General features: G+C 71.9%; 21 protein-coding genes. 7 read left to right on the top strand and 14 right to left on the bottom strand.

The genetic code is table 11. The features are described from left to right. Window positions 1-215: 215 nt before the first annotated feature. Entirely contained in the window at window positions 216-503 is a 288-nt protein-coding gene (locus ACYVOM_RS15280; RefSeq protein WP_460304367.1) for a glyoxalase/bleomycin resistance/dioxygenase family protein, read from the bottom strand. A 152-nt stretch (window positions 504-655) separates the two neighbouring features. Between ACYVOM_RS15280 and ACYVOM_RS15275 the strand changes: the two genes are divergently transcribed. Together ACYVOM_RS15275 and ACYVOM_RS15270 are read left to right on the top strand one after the other, a co-directional pair. Further along, window positions 656-1,342 (top strand): nitroreductase family protein, encoded by a 687-nt coding sequence (locus tag ACYVOM_RS15275; protein ID WP_460304012.1) that lies wholly within the window; start codon window positions 656-658, stop codon window positions 1,340-1,342. A 263-nt stretch (window positions 1,343-1,605) separates the two neighbouring features. Next, the gene (locus ACYVOM_RS15270) at window positions 1,606-3,288 is read left to right on the top strand and encodes an ABC-F family ATP-binding cassette domain-containing protein (RefSeq protein ID WP_460304011.1); all 1,683 of its coding nucleotides are present in this window, start codon (window positions 1,606-1,608) and stop codon (window positions 3,286-3,288) included. 1,046 nt (window positions 3,289-4,334) lie between these two features. Here ACYVOM_RS15270 and ACYVOM_RS15265 read toward each other — a convergent pair. From ACYVOM_RS15265 to ACYVOM_RS15245, 5 genes are all read right to left on the bottom strand, one after another. After that, window positions 4,335-5,072, bottom strand: coding sequence for a dienelactone hydrolase family protein (locus tag ACYVOM_RS15265; protein WP_460304010.1), 738 nt, complete (start codon window positions 5,070-5,072; stop codon window positions 4,335-4,337). Between the two features lie 384 nt (window positions 5,073-5,456). Continuing rightward, window positions 5,457-6,260, bottom strand: coding sequence for an ABC transporter permease (locus tag ACYVOM_RS15260; protein WP_460304009.1), 804 nt, complete (start codon window positions 6,258-6,260; stop codon window positions 5,457-5,459). Next, window positions 6,260-7,231: an ATP-binding cassette domain-containing protein gene (locus tag ACYVOM_RS15255; RefSeq protein WP_460304008.1), complete on the bottom strand. Its 972-nt coding sequence runs from the start codon at window positions 7,229-7,231 to the stop codon at window positions 6,260-6,262. Before ACYVOM_RS15255 ends, ACYVOM_RS15260 begins: the two co-directional genes overlap by 1 nt. A gap of 28 nt (window positions 7,232-7,259) precedes the next feature. Then, on the bottom strand, window positions 7,260-8,108 hold the full coding sequence (locus ACYVOM_RS15250) for a DUF4097 family beta strand repeat-containing protein (protein ID WP_460304007.1): 849 nt from the start codon (window positions 8,106-8,108) through the stop codon (window positions 7,260-7,262). 83 nt (window positions 8,109-8,191) lie between these two features. Next, window positions 8,192-8,710, bottom strand: a complete 519-nt coding sequence (locus ACYVOM_RS15245) for a toxin-antitoxin system HicB family antitoxin (RefSeq protein WP_460304006.1) — start codon at window positions 8,708-8,710, stop codon at window positions 8,192-8,194. Window positions 8,711-8,924: 214 nt separating this feature from the next. On the opposite strand from ACYVOM_RS15245, the gene ACYVOM_RS15240 reads away from it, so the two are divergent. Together ACYVOM_RS15240 and ACYVOM_RS15235 are read left to right on the top strand one after the other, a co-directional pair. After that, window positions 8,925-9,710 (top strand): carbon-nitrogen hydrolase family protein, encoded by a 786-nt coding sequence (locus ACYVOM_RS15240; protein WP_460304005.1) that lies wholly within the window; start codon window positions 8,925-8,927, stop codon window positions 9,708-9,710. Between the two features lie 86 nt (window positions 9,711-9,796). Beyond that, a complete protein-coding gene (locus ACYVOM_RS15235; protein WP_460304004.1) occupies window positions 9,797-10,429 on the top strand; it encodes a histidine phosphatase family protein in 633 nt (210 codons plus the stop codon). 369 nt (window positions 10,430-10,798) lie between these two features. Here the strand turns inward: ACYVOM_RS15235 and ACYVOM_RS15230 are convergent, their stop codons facing one another. Then, complete coding sequence (locus tag ACYVOM_RS15230) at window positions 10,799-11,026, bottom strand: DUF2630 family protein (RefSeq protein WP_460304003.1); 228 nt, start codon at window positions 11,024-11,026, stop codon at window positions 10,799-10,801. A 108-nt stretch (window positions 11,027-11,134) separates the two neighbouring features. Between ACYVOM_RS15230 and ACYVOM_RS15225 the strand changes: the two genes are divergently transcribed. Then, window positions 11,135-11,548 (top strand): VOC family protein, encoded by a 414-nt coding sequence (locus ACYVOM_RS15225; RefSeq protein WP_460304002.1) that lies wholly within the window; start codon window positions 11,135-11,137, stop codon window positions 11,546-11,548. Between the two features lie 41 nt (window positions 11,549-11,589). Here the strand turns inward: ACYVOM_RS15225 and ACYVOM_RS15220 are convergent, their stop codons facing one another. After that, window positions 11,590-13,173, bottom strand: a complete 1,584-nt coding sequence (locus ACYVOM_RS15220; RefSeq protein WP_460304001.1) for an ABC transporter permease — start codon at window positions 13,171-13,173, stop codon at window positions 11,590-11,592. Next, on the bottom strand, window positions 13,170-14,066 hold the full coding sequence (locus ACYVOM_RS15215) for an ABC transporter ATP-binding protein (protein ID WP_460304000.1): 897 nt from the start codon (window positions 14,064-14,066) through the stop codon (window positions 13,170-13,172). Before ACYVOM_RS15215 ends, ACYVOM_RS15220 begins: the two co-directional genes overlap by 4 nt. 62 nt (window positions 14,067-14,128) lie before the next feature. Here ACYVOM_RS15215 and ACYVOM_RS15210 point away from each other — a divergent pair, with 62 nt between their 5' ends. Next, window positions 14,129-14,605, top strand: coding sequence for a GbsR/MarR family transcriptional regulator (locus ACYVOM_RS15210; protein WP_460303999.1), 477 nt, complete (start codon window positions 14,129-14,131; stop codon window positions 14,603-14,605). 104 nt (window positions 14,606-14,709) lie between these two features. Here ACYVOM_RS15210 and ACYVOM_RS15205 read toward each other — a convergent pair whose 3' ends face one another. From ACYVOM_RS15205 to ACYVOM_RS15190, 4 genes are all read right to left on the bottom strand, one after another. Further along, the gene (locus tag ACYVOM_RS15205) at window positions 14,710-15,978 is read right to left on the bottom strand and encodes a hypothetical protein (protein WP_460303998.1); all 1,269 of its coding nucleotides are present in this window, start codon (window positions 15,976-15,978) and stop codon (window positions 14,710-14,712) included. A 140-nt stretch (window positions 15,979-16,118) separates the two neighbouring features. Further along, window positions 16,119-16,769, bottom strand: coding sequence for a response regulator (locus tag ACYVOM_RS15200; RefSeq protein ID WP_460303997.1), 651 nt, complete (start codon window positions 16,767-16,769; stop codon window positions 16,119-16,121). After that, a complete protein-coding gene (locus ACYVOM_RS15195) occupies window positions 16,766-18,865 on the bottom strand; it encodes a sensor histidine kinase (protein ID WP_460303996.1) in 2,100 nt (699 codons plus the stop codon). The genes ACYVOM_RS15200 and ACYVOM_RS15195 overlap by 4 nt, the downstream gene beginning before the upstream one ends. Before the next feature lie 128 nt (window positions 18,866-18,993). Beyond that, on the bottom strand, window positions 18,994-19,338 hold the full coding sequence (locus tag ACYVOM_RS15190) for a YrdB family protein (protein ID WP_460303995.1): 345 nt from the start codon (window positions 19,336-19,338) through the stop codon (window positions 18,994-18,996). 102 nt (window positions 19,339-19,440) lie between these two features. Between ACYVOM_RS15190 and ACYVOM_RS15185 the strand changes: the two genes are divergently transcribed. Beyond that, window positions 19,441-19,890 carry a MarR family winged helix-turn-helix transcriptional regulator gene (locus ACYVOM_RS15185; RefSeq protein ID WP_460303994.1) on the top strand — a complete coding sequence of 150 codons (450 nt, stop codon included), beginning with the start codon at window positions 19,441-19,443 and terminating at the stop codon, window positions 19,888-19,890. Between the two features lie 67 nt (window positions 19,891-19,957). Here ACYVOM_RS15185 and ACYVOM_RS15180 read toward each other — a convergent pair whose 3' ends face one another. Next, on the bottom strand, window positions 19,958-21,565 hold the full coding sequence (locus ACYVOM_RS15180) for a collagen-binding domain-containing protein (RefSeq protein WP_460303993.1): 1,608 nt from the start codon (window positions 21,563-21,565) through the stop codon (window positions 19,958-19,960). Window positions 21,566-21,624: the final 59 nt, after the last annotated feature.

Below are 21,624 nucleotides of genomic sequence, written 5' to 3'. Positions count from 1 at the left end.
AAGCCTGCTGTTCAAAGGGAAGAAGGGCATCCGCCTCGACCGCACCTCCTCCTGGTACGACCTCACCATCACCACCCCCGATGCCCCCGCCTACCGCCGCCGCCTCGCCGGCCACATCGAAGACGGCCGCCCCAGCCAGAGCGACCCCGGCCTCCGCACCACCTGACCCCGCACCAGCCCAGGCCTCCGCGCACCCGCGCGGGGGCCTTCCCCTTTCACACCACCTCCACCTCCACTTTCCGCCCATCCGGATCCACCACCACATGCCGCCCCACGGACAACCCGCACGAACCCGCCGCCACCACCACACCCAACCGCAACCCCGCACCCGTCGCCGGAACACGCCCCGACACCGGATACCACTCGCACACCACACCCGCACCGAGCTCGGCCGCGAAATGCTCCGGACCCCGCCCATGCCGCTCCACCACCAGACCCAACCCCAACCCCGCATAGAACGCCCGGCACTCCGCCAACCGCTCCGTGTACACCACCACCAACACCAACCGCGGCTCCATGACCCACACGATGCCACACCACCCCGCAACCCGCCGACCAGGCTGTGGATAACCCCGCCCACCCGGACACCGCCGCCTAAGATCAACACGACCGCCCGCGCCGCGGCGGAACCGCTCACCAACCCCCCGGAGCGACCATGACCACCTTCGACGCCACCACCGCCCTCCCACTCACCGGCCTGGAACTCCTCACCACCACTCGCGCCGTCCGCAAACGCCTCGACACCACCCGGCCCGTCTCCCGCGACACCCTCCGCGAATGCGTCCGCATCGCACTCCAAGCCCCCGCCGGCTCCAACAACATCTCCATCCGCTACCTCATCGTCGACGACCCCGACCTCGTCACCCGGCTCGGCGCCCTCTACCAGGCCGGATTCGACGTCTACCGCAGCCTCGACGGCATCTACATCGGCAGCATCCACAAGGAAGACCCCGCCGAAGCCGCCCAGCAGGCCCGCACCGCCGCCTCCGCCGAAGACCTCGCCGCCAAAATGCCCCAGATGCCCGCCATCGTCATCGGCTGCATCGAAGGCGTCACCCGCGCCGAGAACATGCCCGGCTGGGTCTCCGCCTCCCTCTACGCCAGCGCCATGCCCGCCCTCTGGTCCTTCATGCTCGCCGCCCGCCTCCACGGCCTCGGCACCTGCTGGACCTCCGTCCACCTCCAGCAGGAAAAGGAAGCCGCCGACCTCCTCGGCATCCCCTACGACACCACCAGCCAACTCATGCTCACCCCCGTCGCCCACTACACCGGCGACACCTTCCGCCCCGTCACCCGCCCCGACCCCGAAACCGTGATCCACTGGAACCGCTGGAGCCACTAGACACCCTCAGGTATGCTGGAAGGGTCCTGTCGTCTCCGATCGGAGCAACGTTGTACATCTGAGGTCCGCGACCATCGCGCGGTACGGCCGAGCCGTACGCCGCCACCCATCGCCCGTCGAGGCGAGTGGCCGCGCGAACAGCGACCTCGGTGTACCCACGTCCCGCACAGGACCCACACCACCCTTTCACCGGCCAGGTCGCCGCGTGATGCTCGCCATACGCCGCCCACCCGCACACCCGCGCAGCGACGAGCGAGACCACCATGGCCCAGCAGCCCACCGGCATCACCCTCACCGACCTCACCTACCACCGGCCCGACGACACCCCCGTCTTCGACGCCCTCACCGCCACCTTCCCCCGCGGCCGCACCGGCCTCGTCGGAGCCAACGGCACCGGCAAGACCACCCTCCTACGCCTCATCACAGGCGACCTCACCCCCACCCGAGGCACCATCACCGCCCCGGGCACCCTCGCCTACCTCCCGCAAGACCTCACCCTCGACACCGAAGCACGCGTCGACGAAGCCCTCGGCATCCACGCCAAACGCGCCGCACTCGCCGCCATCGAATCCGGCGACCCCGACGAACGCCACTACACCACCCTCGCCGACGACTGGGACGTCGAAGAACGCGCCCAAGCCACCCTCGCCACCCTGGGCCTCGACCTCGACCTCGACCGCACCGTAGGCGCCATGTCCGGCGGCGAAACCATCCTCCTCCACCTCGCCGCCCTCCTCCTGCAACGCCCCGACATCCTCATCCTCGACGAACCCACCAACAACCTCGACCTCCACGCCCGCCGCCGCCTCTACGACGCCGTCGACACCTGGCGCACCGGCACCCTCCTCATCGTCAGCCACGACACCGACCTCCTCGAACGCGTCGACCGCATCGCCGAACTCCGCGCCGGCGCCATCACCCTCTACGGCGGCACCTGGACCGACTACCAGCACACCCTCGACATCCAGGAAGAAGCCGCCACCCGCACCCTCCGCACCGCCGAAGCCGACGTCCGCCGCCAACAGCGCGAACTCCGCGACGCCCAGACCAAGAACGCCCGTCGCGAACGCCACAACAAGAAGATGGACGACCAGCGCCGCGCCTCACGCATCGTCGCCGGCGCCAAGAAGCGCTCCGCACAAGAGAGCGCGGGCAAACTCCGCACCCTCGCCGAAGACCGCCTCACCGAGGCCCGCGAACGCCGCGACGCCGCCGCCGACGCCCTGCGCGAAGACACCCGCATCACCGTCGACCTGCCCCACACCGCAGTCCCCACCGGACGCACCGTCCTCACCCTCGACCACGTCCGACCCCTGCACGGCGCGCTCACCGACGCCCACCTCCACATCCACGGCCCCGAACGCATCGCCCTCGTCGGCCGCAACGGCTCCGGCAAGACCACCCTCCTGCGCACCCTCACCGGCGACCTGGAGCCCGCCGAAGGGGAGGCCCGCACCCACGTCCCGACCCGCTTCCTCACCCAGCGCCTCGACGTCCTCGACCCGGCCCTCACCGTCTACGACAACGTCAAACGCGCCGCCCCCCACGCCCCCGACAACCAGATCCGCTCCAGCCTCGCCCGCTTCCTCTTCCGCGGCGCCCGCGCCGACCAGCCCGCCGGCACCCTGTCCGGCGGAGAACGCTTCCGCGCCGCCCTCGCCGCCACCATGCTCGCCGAACCCGCCCCCCAACTCCTCATCCTCGACGAACCCACCAACAACCTCGACACCACCAGCGTCCGCCAACTCACCGAAGCCCTCACCTCCTTCCAAGGCGCCCTCCTCATCGCCTCCCACGACCTCCCCTTCCTCGACACCCTCGATATCACCCGCTGGCTCGTCACCGGCGAAACCCTCACCGAAACCACCCGCGACACCCTCCTCGACCACCTGACCACCCCAACCCGAGAACCCGACCCCGCGACCCAAGCCCCAAACGAGACCTGAGCACCCCCGCACACCAGCAGCCGCACCCTCCCCAGAGAGACGCCCCGCAATTCCCTGGCACACGCCGGCCGAGGAGAAGCCGCCCCGCCCGCACCCGACCTCATGCTCGCGGGCCCGGGACGCGGGGCGCCGGCGTCGACCCTCACCAGGAGGCGCCAGCGGCCGTCGGTATGCCGTGTCCGGGATGCCGGACGAAAGGGCTACCACCCCGCCATCGACAGCAAGACCGCGGTGGCCCCACGGTCCTCGACTGCCGCCGCCACGCCACGGAATCCCCGTTCCATGACCCCTCCGCGGTGATGGAACGGGGATCCCACCTGAGGTGCCCAAGCCGCGCAACGACCGCGGATTCACACCCTCTGCCTGATCGCGGGGGTCAGCACGTAGCTGAGATCGGCATCACGACGAGGGTGCGGGAGCGTTCGCGATGACCTATCAGCCCAGCTTCTTGTGTAGGTCAGGAGACGAGGCGGAGACCACCGAGGAGGCGCTGGAGCGTCTTTTCGATGAGCTGCTCCGGGTCGGCCCCCTGGGTGGCGAGCGGCTCGTGCCGTTTGACCGCGAGACTGCGGTCTACGAGCTCTCGACCCAGCGGACAGCCGGGGAGGAGGCTCCCGATTGGCTGAATCTCGAGCTCTACGTCGGGTGGAGTTTATCGCCGAGTATGTCCTCCGGGCCGACCGGACGGGGAGCGGGGGGATCTGGGGGTGAGGTCCTGGCGACGATCACATCTGCGGCGGCGATCCGGACCGGGCCCTGGCCCTCCGGAGGTAAGCGGCGCCGGCGGCGCACGCTGGTCAGGCTTCGCTATCGCCGAGGGCGGGACGGACACCAGGGCATGAATCGGGCGGACTCCCCTGTTAAATGAGTCTTTAGTCCTTTTGTGTTTGGGGTCGGTTTTGTTTATGCGGGCTCTGACCGCCCCGGCACCTTTACGCAGTAAGGTTCTAATAGGTCGTCTGGGGTTGAGGGGACGCCGCCCGCGTTGCGGCGGGCGGCGTCCGGTCGTCTATACGGTTCGTGGCAAGTGGCGCGCCTTGGTCGGGTTACTTCAGGTGGCGGGTGAAGAAGCGGGCCATGGCGTCCAGTTCGAAGGGCGGGACGCCGGTGTGGCCGCCCAGGTTGGCGTGCAGGGTCTTCTCGCTGGAACCGAAGGCGTCGAAGAGGTCCAGCGTCGCCTGGCGGTCGTTTCCCTCGTCGTCCCACTGCAGCAGGACCTGGAGCGGGACGGTGATCTGACGGGCCTCCTCGACCAGGGCGGCGGGGACGAAGGTGCCGGCGAAGAAACCGGCGGCGGAGATGCGCGGCTCGACCGCCGCCAGCCGGATGCCGATGGAGATCACTCCCCCTTCGCATCCCACCGGGCCGCCTATCCCGGGCTGGGAAAGGAGTGCGTCGAGGACCCTCCGGTGTTCCGGGACCGCCTGGTCGACCAGCGGCAAGGCGAGCCGGTCGACGATCTCACCGACCGGTTCGCCGACCGCCATCGCGCGGCGCAGGTCGGCTCGGGCCTGCTCGGCGGCGGCCGAACGGGGTCGCGCACCGCTGCCGGGGAGCTCGATCGTGGCGGCGGCGAAGCCGTGCTCCGCCGCGTAGCGCCGGGCCCGCCCCGCCACACGGGGGCGCATCATGTCCAGCCCGCCGGGGTGACCGACGAGGATCAGCGGCACCGGGGCGGACGCGGAGAGGGAGCCGGGCGTCCACAAGACGCCGGGGATGTCTCCGAGGGTGAAGTCGCGTTCGAGGACACCGTCATCGTGGCGCCGCTCGGAAGTGAATAGCACGGATCGTGCCTTTCGGGAGTGCTCTTGAACGGCGCTCCCGGACGACCTACCGCCCGACCGTGACCCCAGAGGGGAGCACCCATGTCGATACAGCGTCCACGGGTACCACCTCCTCGTTCTCTCGCACGGCCTCCGGAAAGCTAGCAGGAGGCCCTCCCCCGCGCCAACCGGTTTTCCGCCCGAGCGGCTCGACCGGCCGCCGCCGCACCGCTGATGTGCACCGGGATCACGATGCGGGAGCCACCGCGCACCGCCTGGGCCGCGGCGACACGAGCGACCTCGACGGCCCACGTCCTGATCGCAGCCGCCGTGCCGGTCTTCCGGCTTCGGGGGCGAGGCGAACGAGGCGCTCCCGGGGTGGGGCGCCTCGTGCCGGGGCGAGGGTCAGGCGTTGGCCGCCTTCTTGTAGAGGCGGGTCGCCAGCGGGACGAAGACGAGGAGCATGACGGCTATCCAGAGGAGCGAGGCCGGTACGGCGTGCCGCATCGGCCAGGCGTCGGAGGTCTGCGCGGCGGTGCTGGTGTTGCCGAAGAGCTCGCGGGAGGCCTGGGTGAAGGTCGAGACGGGGTTCCACTCCGCCACCACGCGCAGCGGAGCCGGCAGGTTGGAGCTGTCGATGAAGGCGCTGGAGACGAACACCAGGGGCAGCGAGACCATGTTGGCGATGCTGCTGAAGCTCTCCGGAGTCCGCAGGGCCAGCGCGACGGTGGCGGTCAGCCAGGAGAAGGCATAGGCGAACAGGAGCAGCAACCCGAAGCCGAGGACCGCCTCCCCTGGGGAGGTGTGGACGCGCCAGCCGACGACCAGGCCCATCACCGCCATGACGACGAGCCCGGCGAGGTTGAGCAGCAGATCGCTGACGGTCTGGCCGATCAGGACCGCGGAGGGCGCCATCGGCAGGGAGCGGAACCTGTCGAAGATGCCCTTCTGCAGGTCGAGGGTGAGCGTGTAGCCGGTCATCTGCGCGCTGATGATCACGGCCTGCACGAAGATGCCGGGCAGGAGGTACTCCTTGTAAGACACCCCCGGAACGTCGATCGCGCTGCCGAAGACGTAGGCGAACAGCAGCACCAGCACGATCGGCAGCGAGATCGCGCCGACCAGCAGATCCGGCGACCGCCGGATCTTCAGGGCGTTGCGCTTGGTGATGGTCCAGCCGTCGACGACCGGAAGGGTGAGCGCGTTCATCAGGAGGCCTCCTGAACCTGGGGGGCGGTGCCGACCGCCTGGCGGCCGGTCAGCGTGAGGTACACGTCGTCGAGGGTGGGCCTGCGCAGCCCGGCGTCCCGGACCCGGACTCCTCCGTCGGCCAGCCAGCCGAGGACCAGACGGAGCGACTCGGGGCCGTCGGTGACCGAGATGACGAGCCGGAGCGCCTCCGGCTGCGCCCGGACGGTGCCGACCGGGAAGCGGGCGAGGATCTGCTGCGCCGCCTCCAGTTCGGCGGCGCCGCCCACGGTCAGCTCGATCCGGTTGCCGCCGACCTGGTCCTTGAGCTCGTCGGGCGTGCCGTTCGCGATGGCGCTGCCCTGGTCGACCACCAGGATCCGGTCGGCGAGGCGGTCGGCCTCCTCCATGTACTGCGTGGTCAGCAGGACCGTGGTGCCGCCGGCGACGAGCTCGGAGATCGTGTCCCACAGCGCCGCGCGGGCGCGGGGATCCAGGCCCGTGGTGGGCTCGTCCAGGAAAAGCACCGGCGGGTCCGCGACGAGCGCCCCCGCGAGGTCGATGCGGCGGCGCATGCCGCCGGAATAGCCCTTGACGGGCCGGTCGGCTGCTTCGGTGAGGTCGAACCGCTCCAGCAGTTCGCGGGCTCGGGCCCTACTGCGCTTGGCGCCCAGGTGGTAGAGGCGCCCGACCATCTCCAGGTTCTCCGCGCCGGTCAGGTGCTCGTCGACCGCCGCGTACTGGCCGGACAGCCCGATGTGCGCGCGCAGCAGCCGGGCGTCGCGGACGACGTCGTGTCCCGCGACGGTGGCGCGACCGCCGTCGGGGGGCAGCAGCGTGGTCAGGATGCGCACTGTCGTGGTCTTGCCGGCGCCGTTCGGGCCGAGGAGCGCGAGCACCGACCCCTGAGGGACGCCGAAGCTCAGGTCGTCCAGGGCGTTCACGCCGCCGTACTTCTTGACCAGCCCTTCGGCGGTGATCACATCGTTCATGAGGGGGCTCCTAGCAGGGGGTGGGAGGTCAGGAACGGTGGACGTCGATGTCGCCCCAGTTGGTGTGCACGTGCACCTCGACCACCGAGTCGGCGGCCTCGGGGCCTTCGGTACCGGCGAGGGTGTTGCGGACCACGCCGTTCTTGGAGTGCAGGTCGAGCCAGGCGGCGGTGCCTTCGGGGATGCCGACGCCGACCTTGCCGTGGCCGCCCTCTACATGGACGGCGCCGCTGACCGCCGCGTCGATCCGGGTCCGGCCGTGCGCGGTCTTGGCGGTCAGGCCGGCCAGCAGCCGGCCGACCGTGATGTCACCGACGCCGGTCTTGACCTGGAGGTCGCCCGTCACCTCGCCGATGGTGACGGAGCCGGTCGAGTTCTTCACGCTGCCCGCGCCGTCGATGGTGCCGATCCGGATCCCGCCGACGGAGGAGGTCACCTCGACGGGTCCGCTCACGCGGTCTACCCGGATCTCGCCATTGGCCGCCCGGGCCTCCAGCGAGCCGACCTCCTCCAGGCGCAGATCGCCGTTGGAGCTCTTCAGCACGGTCTGGCCGAGCGTGCCGGTGGCGATGAAGCTCGTGACGGCCCCCTCGCCGCTGACCCGGGAGCCGGCCGGCAGTTCCACGGTGACCTCGATGGAGCCGCGCCAGGACCGCAGGTACCCCAGCGCCTTGGGCCGTGGTCCCTTCACCAGCAGCCGACCGTCAGAGAACTCGACGACGGTCTGCTCGGCCGCCTGCACACCCGCCTCGCTGGCGGGGTCGCTGGCGCGCACCTCCACCACGGTGTCGGCGCGGTCGCCGGCGTGGATCTGGACCTGGCCGACGTAGACGTCGATGTCGGCGGTGATCGGCTCGGGAGTGTCGAAAGTAGGCATGGCGAAGCCCTCCTCGCGGGTTCGATGGAGTATCCCGGCCACTGCGCCGGGCGATGAGAGATGGCGGGTGCGGGACGGCGGGGCTAGCGCACCCAGCCCGTGTAGCCGCGCCCGGACTGCGTCTGCTGTGGTCGGCCCGCGGGACGCGGACCGGACTCGAAGGCCGCCGCGACCGCGCGGACCAACCAGGCGTTGACCGAGATGCCCTGGCGTCCGGCCGCCTCCTCCACGCGGGACTTGAGGTGCTCGGGCAGCCGCAGCGTCATGCGCGCGGTGGCGCCTTCCTCGGCGGGCGGCGGCCCCGCTTCCCACGCGGTCTCCGCCTCACCGCCCATCGCGCTCTCCGCGGACGGCGCCGATGGCGGCGCCATCACCACGAACGCCGGATCGCCGCCGCGCAGCCGCACGTCGACCGAGCCCGGGGCGAGATCGCGGGTGATCTCGTCCGCCGCCGCGGAGAGCGCCTCGAGCAGGGTGAGGCGGGCGGCCGATTCGAGAACGCTGCCGAGACTCTCGGCCAGCGCGCGGGCCTCAGGCCCTCCCGGCTCCGCGGCGACGGCGAGCTCGCGGCGAAGGTTCTCCACATACGGCATCAGGTCCATGCCTCAACTATGACGCCACAGTGACGTCACGTCAAGCCAGAAGTGACGTCATGTCGGCACGAGGCTTGGCGTCGCCGTGGCGCACCGGCGTCACAGGGCCCGCACCCGGCTTCTCCGGGTTGATGAGTCTTTAGTCCTCTAAAGTTGTTCAGGGGGCGTCGGAGCTGTCCGCACCCCGGCGCCTTTACGTAGTAAGGCACAGGCGAGGAGCTTCATGAACACGTTGCGCGTCGGGCTGGCGCAGTACCCGTCCGCGCCGGGCGACATCCCCGCGAACGCCCGCGCCGCGGCCGCCGCCGTGCGGGAGGCCTCAGCGGCCGGGGCCCGGCTCGTGCTCTTCCCGGAACTGGCACTCACCGGCTACGACCTCGGCCTCTTCACCGACCCCGCCCAGATCGTCACCGCTGACGACGCACGCCTCGACCCCGTCCGGGAGGCCGCCCGAGCAACAGGCGTCACCGCCGTCGTGGGCGCCGCCTACCGGCATTCCACCGAGAACCTCTGGATCGCCTCCCTGGCCGCCCTTCCCGACGGAGGCCTCCTCGTCCAGGGCAAGCAGCACCTGCACGGGCCGGAGAACGACCTCTTCGTCCCCGCCCCCGTCGGGCCCCTCCTGGACGTCGACGGATGGCGCGTCGCGCTCCCCATCTGCTACGACGCCGGAGTCCCCTCCCACGCCGCTGCCGCCGCCGGCCAAGGCGCCGAGGTGTACGCCGCGTCCGTGCTCTACGACAACCCGCGCCGCTTCGACTTGCACCTCGCCGCCCGGGCCATGGACCACCGCATGTACGCCGTCGCCGCCAACTACCCCAGCGGACCCGCGGGCCTCGCCGCGGACTGGGAGTCCTGCGGAGGCAGCGGCGCGTGGCACCCCGACGGAAGCCGCCTCTCCCCCACCCGCACCGCGCCCGGACTGATCCTGGCGGACCTCGACCGGGCGGAACTCGACGAGTTGCGCGCCAAGGACGCGGAGGCCGGTTATCCCCGCGGCGCGGCCTGACGCCCCCGGTTCCCGTCTCCCCAGGCCGCGCCGGTAACGTCGAAGGCTCCGCCGCCGCGCGCCCAATCTTCCGGGGGTCCTCTGCCATGCCCGTCATCCACCTGGTCCGGCACGCCCAGGCGTCGTTCGGCGCCGCCGACTACGACGTCCTGTCCCCCATCGGGCCCGAGCAGGCCGCAGCCGCCGGACGCGCCCTCGCCGCGCGCAAGCCGCGCGACCCGCTCGTCGTCGCCGGATCCCTCACCCGGCAGCGGGAAACCGCGCGCGCCGTGGCGGAGGCGGTCGGGGCCGCCGAGCCGGTCGGCGAGGACCAGCGGCTGAACGAGTACGAGTTCATCACCCTGGTGTCCGGCGGTCAGGTCGCGAGCGGCGGGGACCCGCAGAAGACGCTCGATCGGCTTCTGCTCGCCTGGATCGAGCAGGACGCGCCGGACGGGTGGCGGGCCTTCTCCGGCGGTGCGCTGGCCGCCGTCACAGAGTTCGCCGCGCGCCTCGGAAGGGGCCGCGACGGCATCGCGGTGACCTCCGGCGGGGTCATCGCGGCGATCTGCGGGGCGCTGCTCGACCTGCCGCCGGCCGGGGTCGTCGCGGTGAACCGGGTGATGGTCAACACCTCGGTCACCACGCTGCTCGCCGGGTCGCGGGGCCTCAGCCTGCTCACCCTCAACGACCACGCGCACTTCACCGGCGACGCGGAGAACCTGCGCACCTACCGCTGAGCGCCGATCCGCACGTCCTTGGGGCGGCCGGACATGCTGTGGTACATGAGGACCAGCAGGTCCTCTCCTAAGGCATCGGGGCGCGGGTCGACCGCTTGCCGGAGGCGACCCGCGCCCGCGGGCCGAGCCGGTCCGAGCACTGAGGCAGAGGTCCTCCTGGCCGCCTTCACGGACTCGCGCGTCGCCGGCGGAGCTTGCCGGGGCCGGCCGGACAGGCGCCCCCGAACGAGGCCCGCGGCGACACCCCGCCGAGCCGGCCCGCGGCGGCGGCTCGCTTCAGGGAGGGGTCCCGCTCATGCAGTCCGTGACTCGCCTGCCCCGCTGCCGTCTAAGCCCTCCCCCGGCCGCCGGCCCGCCGGGCCGCGCGGCTCACTGCTGGTAGCCCTCGACCTCGCGGGCGGGGCGGGCATGCGCCTCGCCGGGGTTGGCGCCGTACTCGCGGGCGGCACGCCGCTGGCGGAGCAGGTCCCAGCAGACGTCGAGTTCTTCCTCGATGGCCTTGACGCGGGAGGCGTGGCCGGGCTCGGTGGAGTCCCGCAGCTCGTGCTCCTCGGCGATCATGCGCTTGATCCGGTCCAGGATCTGCTCGTCACTCATGTGCGCAGCATTCCCAAGTAACCCGATTCCAGACATACGCCACGCCGCACGATCCGGCGCCTTTACCTAGTAAGGTTACTGTGGGCGCTCCCGGGGAAGGGGCGACGGATGAACTGGACCCTCGAAGTCGTCGTCGTGCCCGTCTCCGACGCCGCCCGCGCCAAGGAGTTCTACGCGGGACGCCTCGGCTGGCACATCGACCACGAGACGCCGCTCCCCGACGGCCGCACGCTGATCCAGCTCACCCCGCCCGGATCAGGCTGTTCGATCGTGATCGCCAAAGGCCTCAGCCCGATGGCCCCGGGCACGCTCCAGGGCCTGCAACTCGTCGTGAACGACGTCCGCGCCGCCCACGCCGAACTGCTGGCGAACGGCGTGGAGACCAGCGACATCATGGTGCTGGGCCCGCACGGCCAGCGGCCCTCCGACCTCGGCGACGACCTGGACAACGTCGGATTCCTCTTCTTCACCGACCCCGACGGCAACGGCTGGGCCGTCCAGCAGATCACCGCGCGCAAGTGAAACGGCCCCGCCAAGGCGGGGCCGTTTCATCGACGGAAGGCTCAGGGGGTGAGGTCGCGGCGCCGCCAGGCGGCGAGGCCGGCCGCGCCCAGCGCCGCGGCGAGCAGCACCAGGACCGTCATCGGCAGCGGCTCGATCTCGCCGCCCGGCAGTGCCGGGGCGTGCGCGAACGGCGAGGCGTCCAGGACCCACCGGGGCAGGTCGAGGATCGGGCCGACCAGCGTGAGCAGGAGGCAGGCGCCGAAGACGCCCCAGACCGCGTACGCCAGCCGGGGCAGCGCGCCGAACAGCAGGACCGCGACACCGCCGACCACCCACGCGGGCGGGGCCTGCACCGCGCCGGCTGCCGCGAGCCTGCCGATCTGGCCGAGGTCGTCGCTCGCCAGGCCGTAGACGACACCGGTGGTCAGGCCCCCGGCCGTCAGCAGGACGAGGGTCCCGGCGGCGGCGATCACGACGTGCCCGCCCGCCCAATGGATCCGGTTCAGGCCGGTCGCCAGGAGCGGCTCCAGCCGTCCGCCGGTCTCCTCACCGCGCATCCGCAGCACGCTCTGCACCGTGAAGACCGTGGCGATGAGCGCGAGCATGCCGAACGTCACCGAGAGGAAGGCGTCGGTGAACGCGCCCTCCCCGCCCAGCGCCGCGAAGATCTCCTGCGTCGCCTCGCTCTCCCCCACCAGGTCGGCGACGCTCGGCGCGATCCCGCCGATGACGCCGCCGTAGATGACGAACGCGGCGAGCCAGCCGAGGAACGACCCGCGCTGAAGCCGCCACGCGAGCGCGCCGGAGCCCGACAGCGTCCCGGCGGCCGGGCCGAGGCGCGGCGGGAAGACGCCCTCGCCGACGTCGCGGCGTCCGGCGAGGACGAAGGCGGCGGCGAGCAGCGCGGCGGCGAGCAGCGGCGACAGGGCCGCCACCCACCAGCGCTCATCGGCGAACGGCCGCAGCAGCGAGGCCCACCCGAGCGGCGACAGCCAGCTCAGCCAGGGCGCGTCTGCGGCGTCCCCGGCCGACCTCAGCAGGTAGACCCCGCCGAGAACGGCGAAGGCGATGCCGCGCGCGGTGCGGGCGCTCTCACTGAGCTGGGCGGTGACCGCGGCGACACCGGTGAACACCAGGCCCGAGGCGAACCAGGCGAGCGCGAACGCCGCCGACCCCGTCGCGGCGAGGCCCGTCCCGAGCAGGCCGAGGAAGGTGAGCAGGGCCAGTACCGCGCCCGCGAGGACCGCGGTGAGCACGCCCGAGGTCAGCGGCGCGCGGCGTCCGACGGCCGTCGCGCCGACCAGTTCGAGGCGGCCTTCCTCTTCCTCGGCGCGGGTGTGCCGGATGACCAGCAGCACGCTCATTACCGCCACCAGCACCGCGCCGATGACGCCGTTGCGCCAGGCGACGAGCCCGCCGACGGTCTCGGCGTGGACCTGCCCGTACAGCGCGACCGTGGCGGCGTTGCCCGCGATGCCCGCGGCGAAGGTGTGCAGTTCCTCAGGGGTCCCGTACAGGGACGCGAAGCTGCTCGCCGTCCCGGAGGCCGTGGCGGTGAGGGCGAGGACCCACAGCGGGATCATGACGCGGTCACGGCGCAGCCACATCCGCAGCAGCGGGGCGGTGCCCGCCAGCGCGCTCATGCCGACGACTCCGCGCTCTCGTAGTGCCGCAGGAACAGCTCCTCCAGGGTCGGCGGCCGGCTGTCCAGCCCGCGCACGCCGAGCGGGACAAGGGTGGCGAGGAGGTCGCCGAGCCGGTCGGTGTCGACCTGGCAGTGCAGCCGGTTCCCCTCGATGACGAGGTCGTGCACCCCGGGCAGGGACGCCAGCCCGTCCGGCGGCGAGGCGAGGTCGGCCTCGACGGAGGTCCGGGTCAGATGGCGCAGGGACGCGAGCGTCCCGGACTCGACGGCCCGGCCCGACCGGATGATGGTGACGCGGTCGCAGAGCCGCTCCACCTCGGACAGGATGTGGCTGGACAGCAGGACCGTGCGCCCGGCGGCACGGGCCTCGCGGACGCACTCCTGGAAGACCTCCTCCATCAGCGGGTCGAGTCCGGAGGTGGGCTCGTCGAGGATGAGGAGTTCGGCGTCGGAGGCGAAGGCGGCGACGAGCGCGACCTTCTGGCGGTTGCCCTTGGAGTAGGCCCGGCCCTTCTTGCGCGGGTCGAGTTCGAACCTGTCGAGCAGGGCCGCGCGCTTGGCCGGGTCGGCTCCCCCGCGCAGCCTTCCGAGCAGGTCGATGGTCTCGCCGCCCGACAGGTGCGGCCACAGGGTGACCTCGCCGGGCACGTAGGCGAGCCTGCGGTGCAGGCGGGTCGCGTCCTTCCAGGGGTCGCCGCCGAGCAGGCGGGCGGTGCCGCCGTCGGTGCGCAGGAGGCCGAGGAGGGCGCGAATGGTCGTCGACTTCCCTGAGCCGTTCGGGCCCAGGAAGCCGTGGACCTCGCCCGGGACGACGGCCAGGTCGAGGCCGTCGAGGGCCCGGGTGGGGCCGAAGTCCTTGACGAGGCCGGAGACCTCGATGACATCGCTCATGATGCACAAGCTACTCTGCTTTCACTAACTTGTGAATGTTCTGAACAAGCTAAAATGGCCGCATGGAACAGCGGGATGACGCGGCGGTCAGGGATTTCGTCGAACGGATGGCGCTCGTGTGGGCCGACTGGGGCTTCCCCAAGATGGCCGCCCGTGTGCTCATGACGTTCATGGCCTCGAACGAGGAGGTCCTCACCGCGGCGCGGCTCCGCGAGATCCTCGACGCGAGCGCGGGCGCCATCTCCGGCGCGGTCCGCTACCTCATCCAGATCCAGATGCTGCGGCGCCATCCCCTGCCCGGCTCCCGCGAGCACGCCTACAGCCTCTACGAGGACACCTGGTACCAGGTGACGGCCAAGGGCGGCTTCTACGCGGTGCTGGCCACGCTCACCCAGGACGGGGTGAAGGCCGCGGGCCCCGACACCCCGGGCGGCCGCCGCCTCGCCGACATGCAGGACTTCTTCCTCTTCCTCGACTCCGAGCTGTCGACCATCGTCGCGCGCTGGCACGCCCAGCGGGACACCGCCGAGGGCCCCTGAGGCGCGGCAGGCCTTCGGCCCAGGAGAACTCCGAGCGCAGAAGGGCCCGGAGACACCGGGACCCGGCCGCGCGATCGCGTCGGCCGGGTCCGGGAGGCGGACGGTCAGGAGACAGTGAGCGCTCCCGTCGTGGAGTTGCGCACGCACTTGACGGAGCGGGTCGTCGAGGCGACGGCGGCGCTCAGGCACTGGCCGAGGACGGCGTGGCCCGCGGCATTGGGGTGCCAGGACTCCTGGCAGGTCTGGTAGTAGGAGACGCACGCGTTGGCGATGCGCTGGATGTCGATCTTGTCGAAGCCGTCGAGGGTGGTGAGGAACGTGCCGGTCGCGCCGTCCTGGAGGCGGATCGGGCTGGCCAGCGCGTTGGCCGGGCTGCCGTTCTTCTCGCAGAGGCGGGCGCCGTCGAAGGCCTGCTGGACGTTCAGGTACTGCAGGTCGTCGCCCGGGTACTCGGCGCGCAGCGTGGTGAACGCCGCGTTGACCAGGCCGCCCAGGCGGGTGGAGAAGGTGTGGCCGGGAGCCAGGCTCGCCCGGTGGATCGGGCAGCCCGCCTCGTAGCGCTCGGAGCCGAGGGCGCGGAACTTGTCGCGGGTGTCGTCGCGCTCGTCGCCGACCGCGTCGGCCTCGGTGAGGTAGTCGGTCGCGACGTCGAAGGGCAGCGGGTTGGTGTAGTCCTGGAAGACGACGCGGTGCTGGCCGTCGGCGTCGATCTCGTCGAGCGTGGTGAGCAGCTGACGCAAGGCCGCGGTGGTCTCGGACGTGGCGGAGGCGAACTCGGCGGTCGTCGCGAGGTCGTCGTCGGTGCAGGGCTCCTGCTCGACGGGGCCGTTCAGGTAGGCCCAGAACTCCCACCAGCCGGTCCAGGCGTCGGCGGCGAACCGGGTGGCGCAGCCGATGGCGACGTCGCCGAAGGTGAAGGAGCTGTTGTTGGAGCCGAGGCCGACCAGGACGACGTCGATGTCGTTGGTCTGCGCGATCGCCCGCAGTTGGGTGAGCTGCGCGGTGACGTTGCGGCCCTTGTCGCGGGCGATCGAGTTCGTGGCGATGTCGGCGGGCTTGCCGCCCGAGCACGCGATGTTGTAGCGGTTCTGGATGCCCGGCAGGGTCGCCTTGTTGATCGAGGCGTTCGCGGACCGGTGGCAGAAGTAGGCGTTGGAGTTGGCCGCCGACCATCCGGGGAAGGCCTGCGAGACGCCCTGGACATCGGTCACGTTCTGGTAGTTCCCCGCGCCCTCGCCGCTGATGAAGCTGTCGCCGACCGCGACCGCGGCCGTCGGCAGCACGGCGGAGGCGCCGGCCCCCGGCACCGCACTGAGCAGTCCCGTCGCCAGGACGACGGCCGCCCCGGCCACGAGCTTACGGAACACGGACACCGCGACTCACCCACAATCCCAGTAGGAAAACCATGCAATCGGGATCGAAACATGAGGGAACTTCACCGTCAAGATCTCCCAAGGCGCGGGATTCCTGCCGAAGTGCCGAGCTGCGCGCCTTTACCCAGTAAGGTTCGGCTTCAGCGGCCGAAGCCCGCCTGGCGCGCCCGCACGATCGCCTGGGCGCGGTCGGCCACCTGAAGCTTGGCGAAGACCGCCGAGACGTTGTTGCGCACCGTCTTGGGCGACAGGAACAGCCGCTCGGCGATCTGCGGATTCGCCAGCCCCGCCGCGATCAGCTCGAGCACCTCCCGCTCCCGCGCGGTGAGCTGCGGGAACGGCTCCTCCTCCGGAGGGCGCGCCGTCGCGAGCAGCGCGAAGTAGCGGGTGACGCGGGCCGCGAGCGCCGGACCGAAGATCACCTCGCCGTGCGCGACCGAGGTGATCGCGCGCAGGATCTCGTCCTGGTCGGCGCCCTTCACCAGGTAGCCGCGCGCTCCGGCGAGCATCGCCGCGAAGACGCTCTCGTCGTCGTCGTGCATGGTGAGCGCGAGCACCCCCGGCGCGTCCGCGGACGCCACCAGGCGGCGGGTCGCCTCCACACCGTCGAGGACGGGCATCTGGAGGTCCATCACCACCACGTCCGGGACGAGTTCGGCGGCGAGCGCGAGCGCCTCGGCGCCGTCCGCCGCGGTGCCGACCACCTCCACCTCGTCGGTCGAGGACAGCATCAGGCGCAGGCCGTCGCGGTAGACGGGGTGGTCGTCGGCGATGAGCACGCGTGGGGTCATGCCGGACCGCCGACCGGGATGACCGCGCGCACCAGGGTGCCTCCGCCGGGCCGCGGCGCGATCGCGCACCTGCCGCCCAGTTCCTCGGCCCGCTCGCGCATCGCGACAAGGCCCACCCCGGCCAGCGCGCGCTCGGGCACGCCCCTGCCGTCGTCGCTGACCTCCACCCGCACCGTGCCCTCCTCCATGTCCAGCCTTACGGTGCAGCGCCCCGCACCCGAGTGCCGCGCGACATTGCTCAGCGCCTCTCCCGCGATCCGGAACAAGGCGACCTCCACCGCGGCGGGCAGCGCCCCGAGGTCCCCTTCGGCCACCACCCCGATCGCGAGCGCTCCCCCGGTGAAGCGCGCGGCCTGCTGCTCGATCGCGCCCACCAGGCCGAACTGGTCGAGCGCGGGCGGGCGCAGGTCGTGAACGAGGCGCCGGACGTCGGCGAGGACCGTCCCGAGGTCACCGCCGACCTCGTGCAGGGTCCGGTCGGCCGCCGCGGCGTCGCGCCGTGCGAGGTTGCGCGCCGCATGGATCTTCAGTCCGGCCGCGGCGAGGGCCGGCCCGAGCCCGTCGTGCAGGTCCCGCCGCAGCCTTCGCCGCTCCTCGGCGATCCCCTTCACCAATTCCTCCCGGCTGCGCTGCAGCTCCTCGGTGAGCGCCGTCGCGCGCGCGGCGGCGGCCGCCTGCCGGACGACGTCGGCGAGCAGCCGCTGGTCGGCGTCCGACAGCGGCGAGCCAGGCCGAGGCACCAGCGTGAGCCGGCCGATGGGCACGTCCCGGTAGGCGAACGGCAGGACGACCATGCCAGGACCCGGTACGCCCTCCTCGACGACGACCGCGGCCCCGTCCGGACGGTCCAGCTCGACCCTGACGTAAGGGGACCGGAAGGCCGCGCCGACGCTCCGGGCCGTCGCCTCCAGCAGGTCGTCCGGCCCCGCGGACTCCTCCAGCCGCCGCGCCAGCGCCGACACCACGTCGTACGGCTCCTCGCGGCCGGTGAGGATCCGCCGGACCAGCCGCTGGAGCCGGACCCGGAGCGGTGAGTACAGGACCGCCACGACGGCTGCGGCGAAAACCCCGGCGACCCTGTCCTCCACCAGGGCGCCGACGCCGACGAAGACGGCGAGGTCGATCCCGACGACGGCGGCGGCGAGCGCCCCGTACAGCAGCGTCCAGCGGATGAGCAGGTCGACGTCGTACAGCCGGAACCGGGTCACGGCGACGAGCACCGCGCCCGCCAGCAGCCCGTTCTCCAGGACGAACACCGCGTCGACGAAGACGCTGAACCCGTCCTTCCCGTCATAGGGGAAGTGGATCTGAAGCAGCATCGTGCCGACCATCGAGCCGACCACGAACGCACCGGCCAGGAGCATCCACCGCAGCTGCGCGCGCAGTTCGGCGTCCGCGCCGCGGAACCGGCCCAAGAACACCGCGATGCCGCCGAACAGCGAGGCCGTGGCGACGCTGACGAAGACGGGCGAGGCGTACGAGTCCCAGACGGCGTCGGGCACGAACGGCGGCGTCAGCAGGTCGAGGTCGTAGCGGCCGAGGTCCGGTCCCGGCGGGTCCTGCGCGGTGTAGGTCGCCCACGGCAGCATGAGGATCATGCCGACGGCGCCGACGATCGTGATCAGCGAGGCGGCGCCGAGCAACCGGGTCCGGCCGCGCGGGAGGTGTCCGGTCGGGTAGAGCACGAGCAGTGCGGGGACGGCGATGTGGATGATCGGCCCGAACCTGCCCCCGGCGAAGAGCGCGAGGCCGGTGAGCGGCAGGTCTCCGCCGTGCGCGAGGAGAGAGTGGACGGCATACCCGCCGCCGAAGGCGGCGGCGACGGAGCTGCCGCCCGCGAGGATGAGCAGCCAGCCCAGCCACAGCCGCGGCAGCCGCAGCGCGAGGAGCACCCCGGGAACCACCAAGGCGAGGCCCGCGCTCAGCGAGCTCCAGTAGCCCCAGTCCAGTGCTCCCGGGACCGGGCCGGGCGGCCTCGCCGCCGACAGCCACGCCGAGGCCGCGCCCGCGGCGAGCGAGGAGGCCGCGGCGAGCACCGCGGCGGCGCGCAGCACGCGGTCGGCCGGACTCGGCGCCGGGAGGTTGTCGGGAGGCACCCGCCCAGCGTCCCACTCCCGGCGGCCCGCGCTCGCGGGAGCGGTGTCCCGTCCCGCCTGGGACAACCCGCCCGGCGTCCCGGCGCCGGCGGGGCCCTCCCGGGTCACCCGGGACACCGCCGGGCGGCTCAGCGCAGCGCGGTCGCCACGGTGAGGTTGGCCGCGACGACCACCGCCAAGACCACGGCGGCCGTGGTGCCGCACACCGCGGCCAGGGCGAGCGTGACGGCGAGGAAGAACACGGTCTTCACACCGAGCACCGCAGGCATCGGAAGCCGGAACCTCGCCTTGGGCGCGGCGAGCAGCCCCCAGAAGACTGCGCCGACCAGCGGCGCGCCGACGCCGAGGAGCACGCGCAGCAGGACCGGGCCTTCCCTGGTGAAGCCCCACCAGGCGAGCAGGCCCAAGGAGACGATCTCCAGGAGGAAGGCGAGGATTTCGTTGGCGTCGTAGAGCGGACGTCCGGTGAGCATCTGCGTTCTCCTCGGGTCGGGCCGCGCGCGCGGAGCCGACCATGGCATTCACATACCAAATCATTCAGCCACTAAATGATTTGGGAAGCTACCATGTCAGACATGAACGATGTCAAGGGCGGTTCCGCGCTGGCGGAGACGGTCGCCTTCCGGCTCGGCACCCTCGGCTCCGTCGTCACCGACCGCTTCGCCGCGGCGCTGGCACCCCTCGACCTCAAGCCGAAGCACGCAGGCCTGCTGGCACTCCTCGACGCGGGCTGCGGCGCCTCACAGCTCGACGTGGCCCGCGCCATGGGGGTGGCGCCCAGCCTCGTCGTCTCCCTCGCCGACCACCTGGAGGGCCTCGGCGCCCTCCAGCGCGTCCGCGACCCCGCCGACAGGCGACGGCAGGTCCTCACCCTCACCTCGCGCGGCCGGGAGCTGCTCGCCGCCTGCGCCGAGACGGCCCGGGCCCTCGACGCCGAACTGACCGCGCCTCTCACCGCGCGGGAGCGCGCGGCCCTCGGCCGGGTGCTGGCCGTGCTCGGCGAGCGGGCCGGCCTCCCCGGCTGACCCGTGACGCGACAGGGCCGCGCCTCCTCGAAGAGGATGCGCGGCCCTGGACGCGGTGCCTTGTGCGTTACTGCGAGGGGTCCGAGGGGTGCCAGTGCCCCGGCTTCTTGGGCGGCTTGCCGTGGGCGTAGCAGGGCCCGCCCGTCGGGTCGGGTCCCGGCCGGTCCCGGTCCCAGACCCAGACCTCGAGGCAGTCGCTGCCGCCAGGCCAGGTGACGACGTTGCGGATCTCCCCTTCCTTGCTCGTCCGGACGGTGTAGTTGATGGTGACGCTCTCGCCCGGATCCAGTTCGCCGTTCCACGCGAGCAGAGGCGGGTCGTAGGTCAGCGCGGGCAGGGACGCCGTCGGGGTGCCCACGACGGTGGCGGACCTGAGCAGATCGGTCAGATCGTCGGTGAGGGTCTCCTGCCTCGTTCGATCGGTGACGTTGGTCGCGGTGATGGTGAAGTCGATGAGGTCCCCGACGTCGGCGTGCGTGCGGTCGGCTCGCTTCTCGACCATGAGGCCGCCCCCGGATCCGCCCGCGGGCCGGTCGGTGGGCTCCTCTGTCGGATCGTCCGTAGGGGGTGTGATCGACCCGCAGTCGAACGTCGCCGCCAGCGGGGCGTAGTGGAACTCGCCGCCGTTCGCGATGGCTGATCCGTGGGTCAGCTCGGCCACCACGATGTCGCCCTCGATGTTGGAGGAGTCGAGGTCGGTCAGGTGCGCGCGCGGAGCGTAGAGGGTGCCTTCAAGGCTGTCGCCGCCCTGCGGCATCGTGATGCTGGTGGCGGTGGGGAAGTTCCAGAGGACGTAGGGCGCGCTGGTGTTCGAGATGTTGTCGGTGCCGACCGACCAGATGAACTCGTCCTCCACGCCGCTGGTGTCGACGTTGACCAGCAGGGGAGTGTCCGCCGACGGGGCGGGGTCGTAGACGATGTTCGCGATGTGGGAGAGGTTCTCGGCGGTGATGTCGAGGACGTTCGTGGTGTTCTCGGCCAGTTCGATCCTGACGTCGCTCCCGTCGGGCACGTCGCTCTGGTCGGGCAGCGGCGTGCCGCTGGAGTCGCGCAGGACCACCGTGTTCTCGCACGCGGCGAGTTCGTCGGACTTGGCGCGGAAGCCCGCGAACAGCGCGGTGAAGTCCAGGCCCGTGGCCCGGGAGACCGAATCGACCGGCTGCCGTGTCGTCAGCTCGACGTGCGGGGTGCCGTCGTAGCCGTCCCCCTCGTCCACGACGCGGGTGTCCACGCGGGCGTTGTTGGCGTCGCTGATCAGCACGTCGGCGCTGGACACGGCGCCGACCTTGACGTACATGTTGTCCAGGACCCGCACGACGCCGCTCTGGAGGCTGTGGTCGAAGTCGACCGCGCCGCCGACGAGCAGGCCGGTCGGCTCGGCGTCGCCGGTGAACGTGTGGCCTCCCCTGCCCTCGTTGCCGACGTTGTAGGTGCCGCCGATGACGAGGTCGCCGCCGATCGCGAGCGTCGCCTCGTTCTCGTTGCTCGTGACGCGGGCGTCCCGTTCGACGACGACGTTGAAGCCCAGGGCCCCGGCCAGCGGTTCGACCGCCGCGCGGGGCGCCGCCGCGGGGGCCGCGCCCACGGCGCCGACCGCGATCCCGCCTGCCCCCGCGGCGAGCGCGCCCGCGACGGCGATGCCGATCACGCCGCGGACGGTGTAGTTGATCTTCATCATCCGATGATCACGTAGAGCGACGATCCGGGCAACGACCGCGATCGCGGCACGCCGGT

Source organism: Actinocorallia aurea (assembly GCF_054783995.1).
Note: the sequence above shows the minus strand (reverse complement) of the source record. Positions and strands in the feature narration are given on the sequence as shown.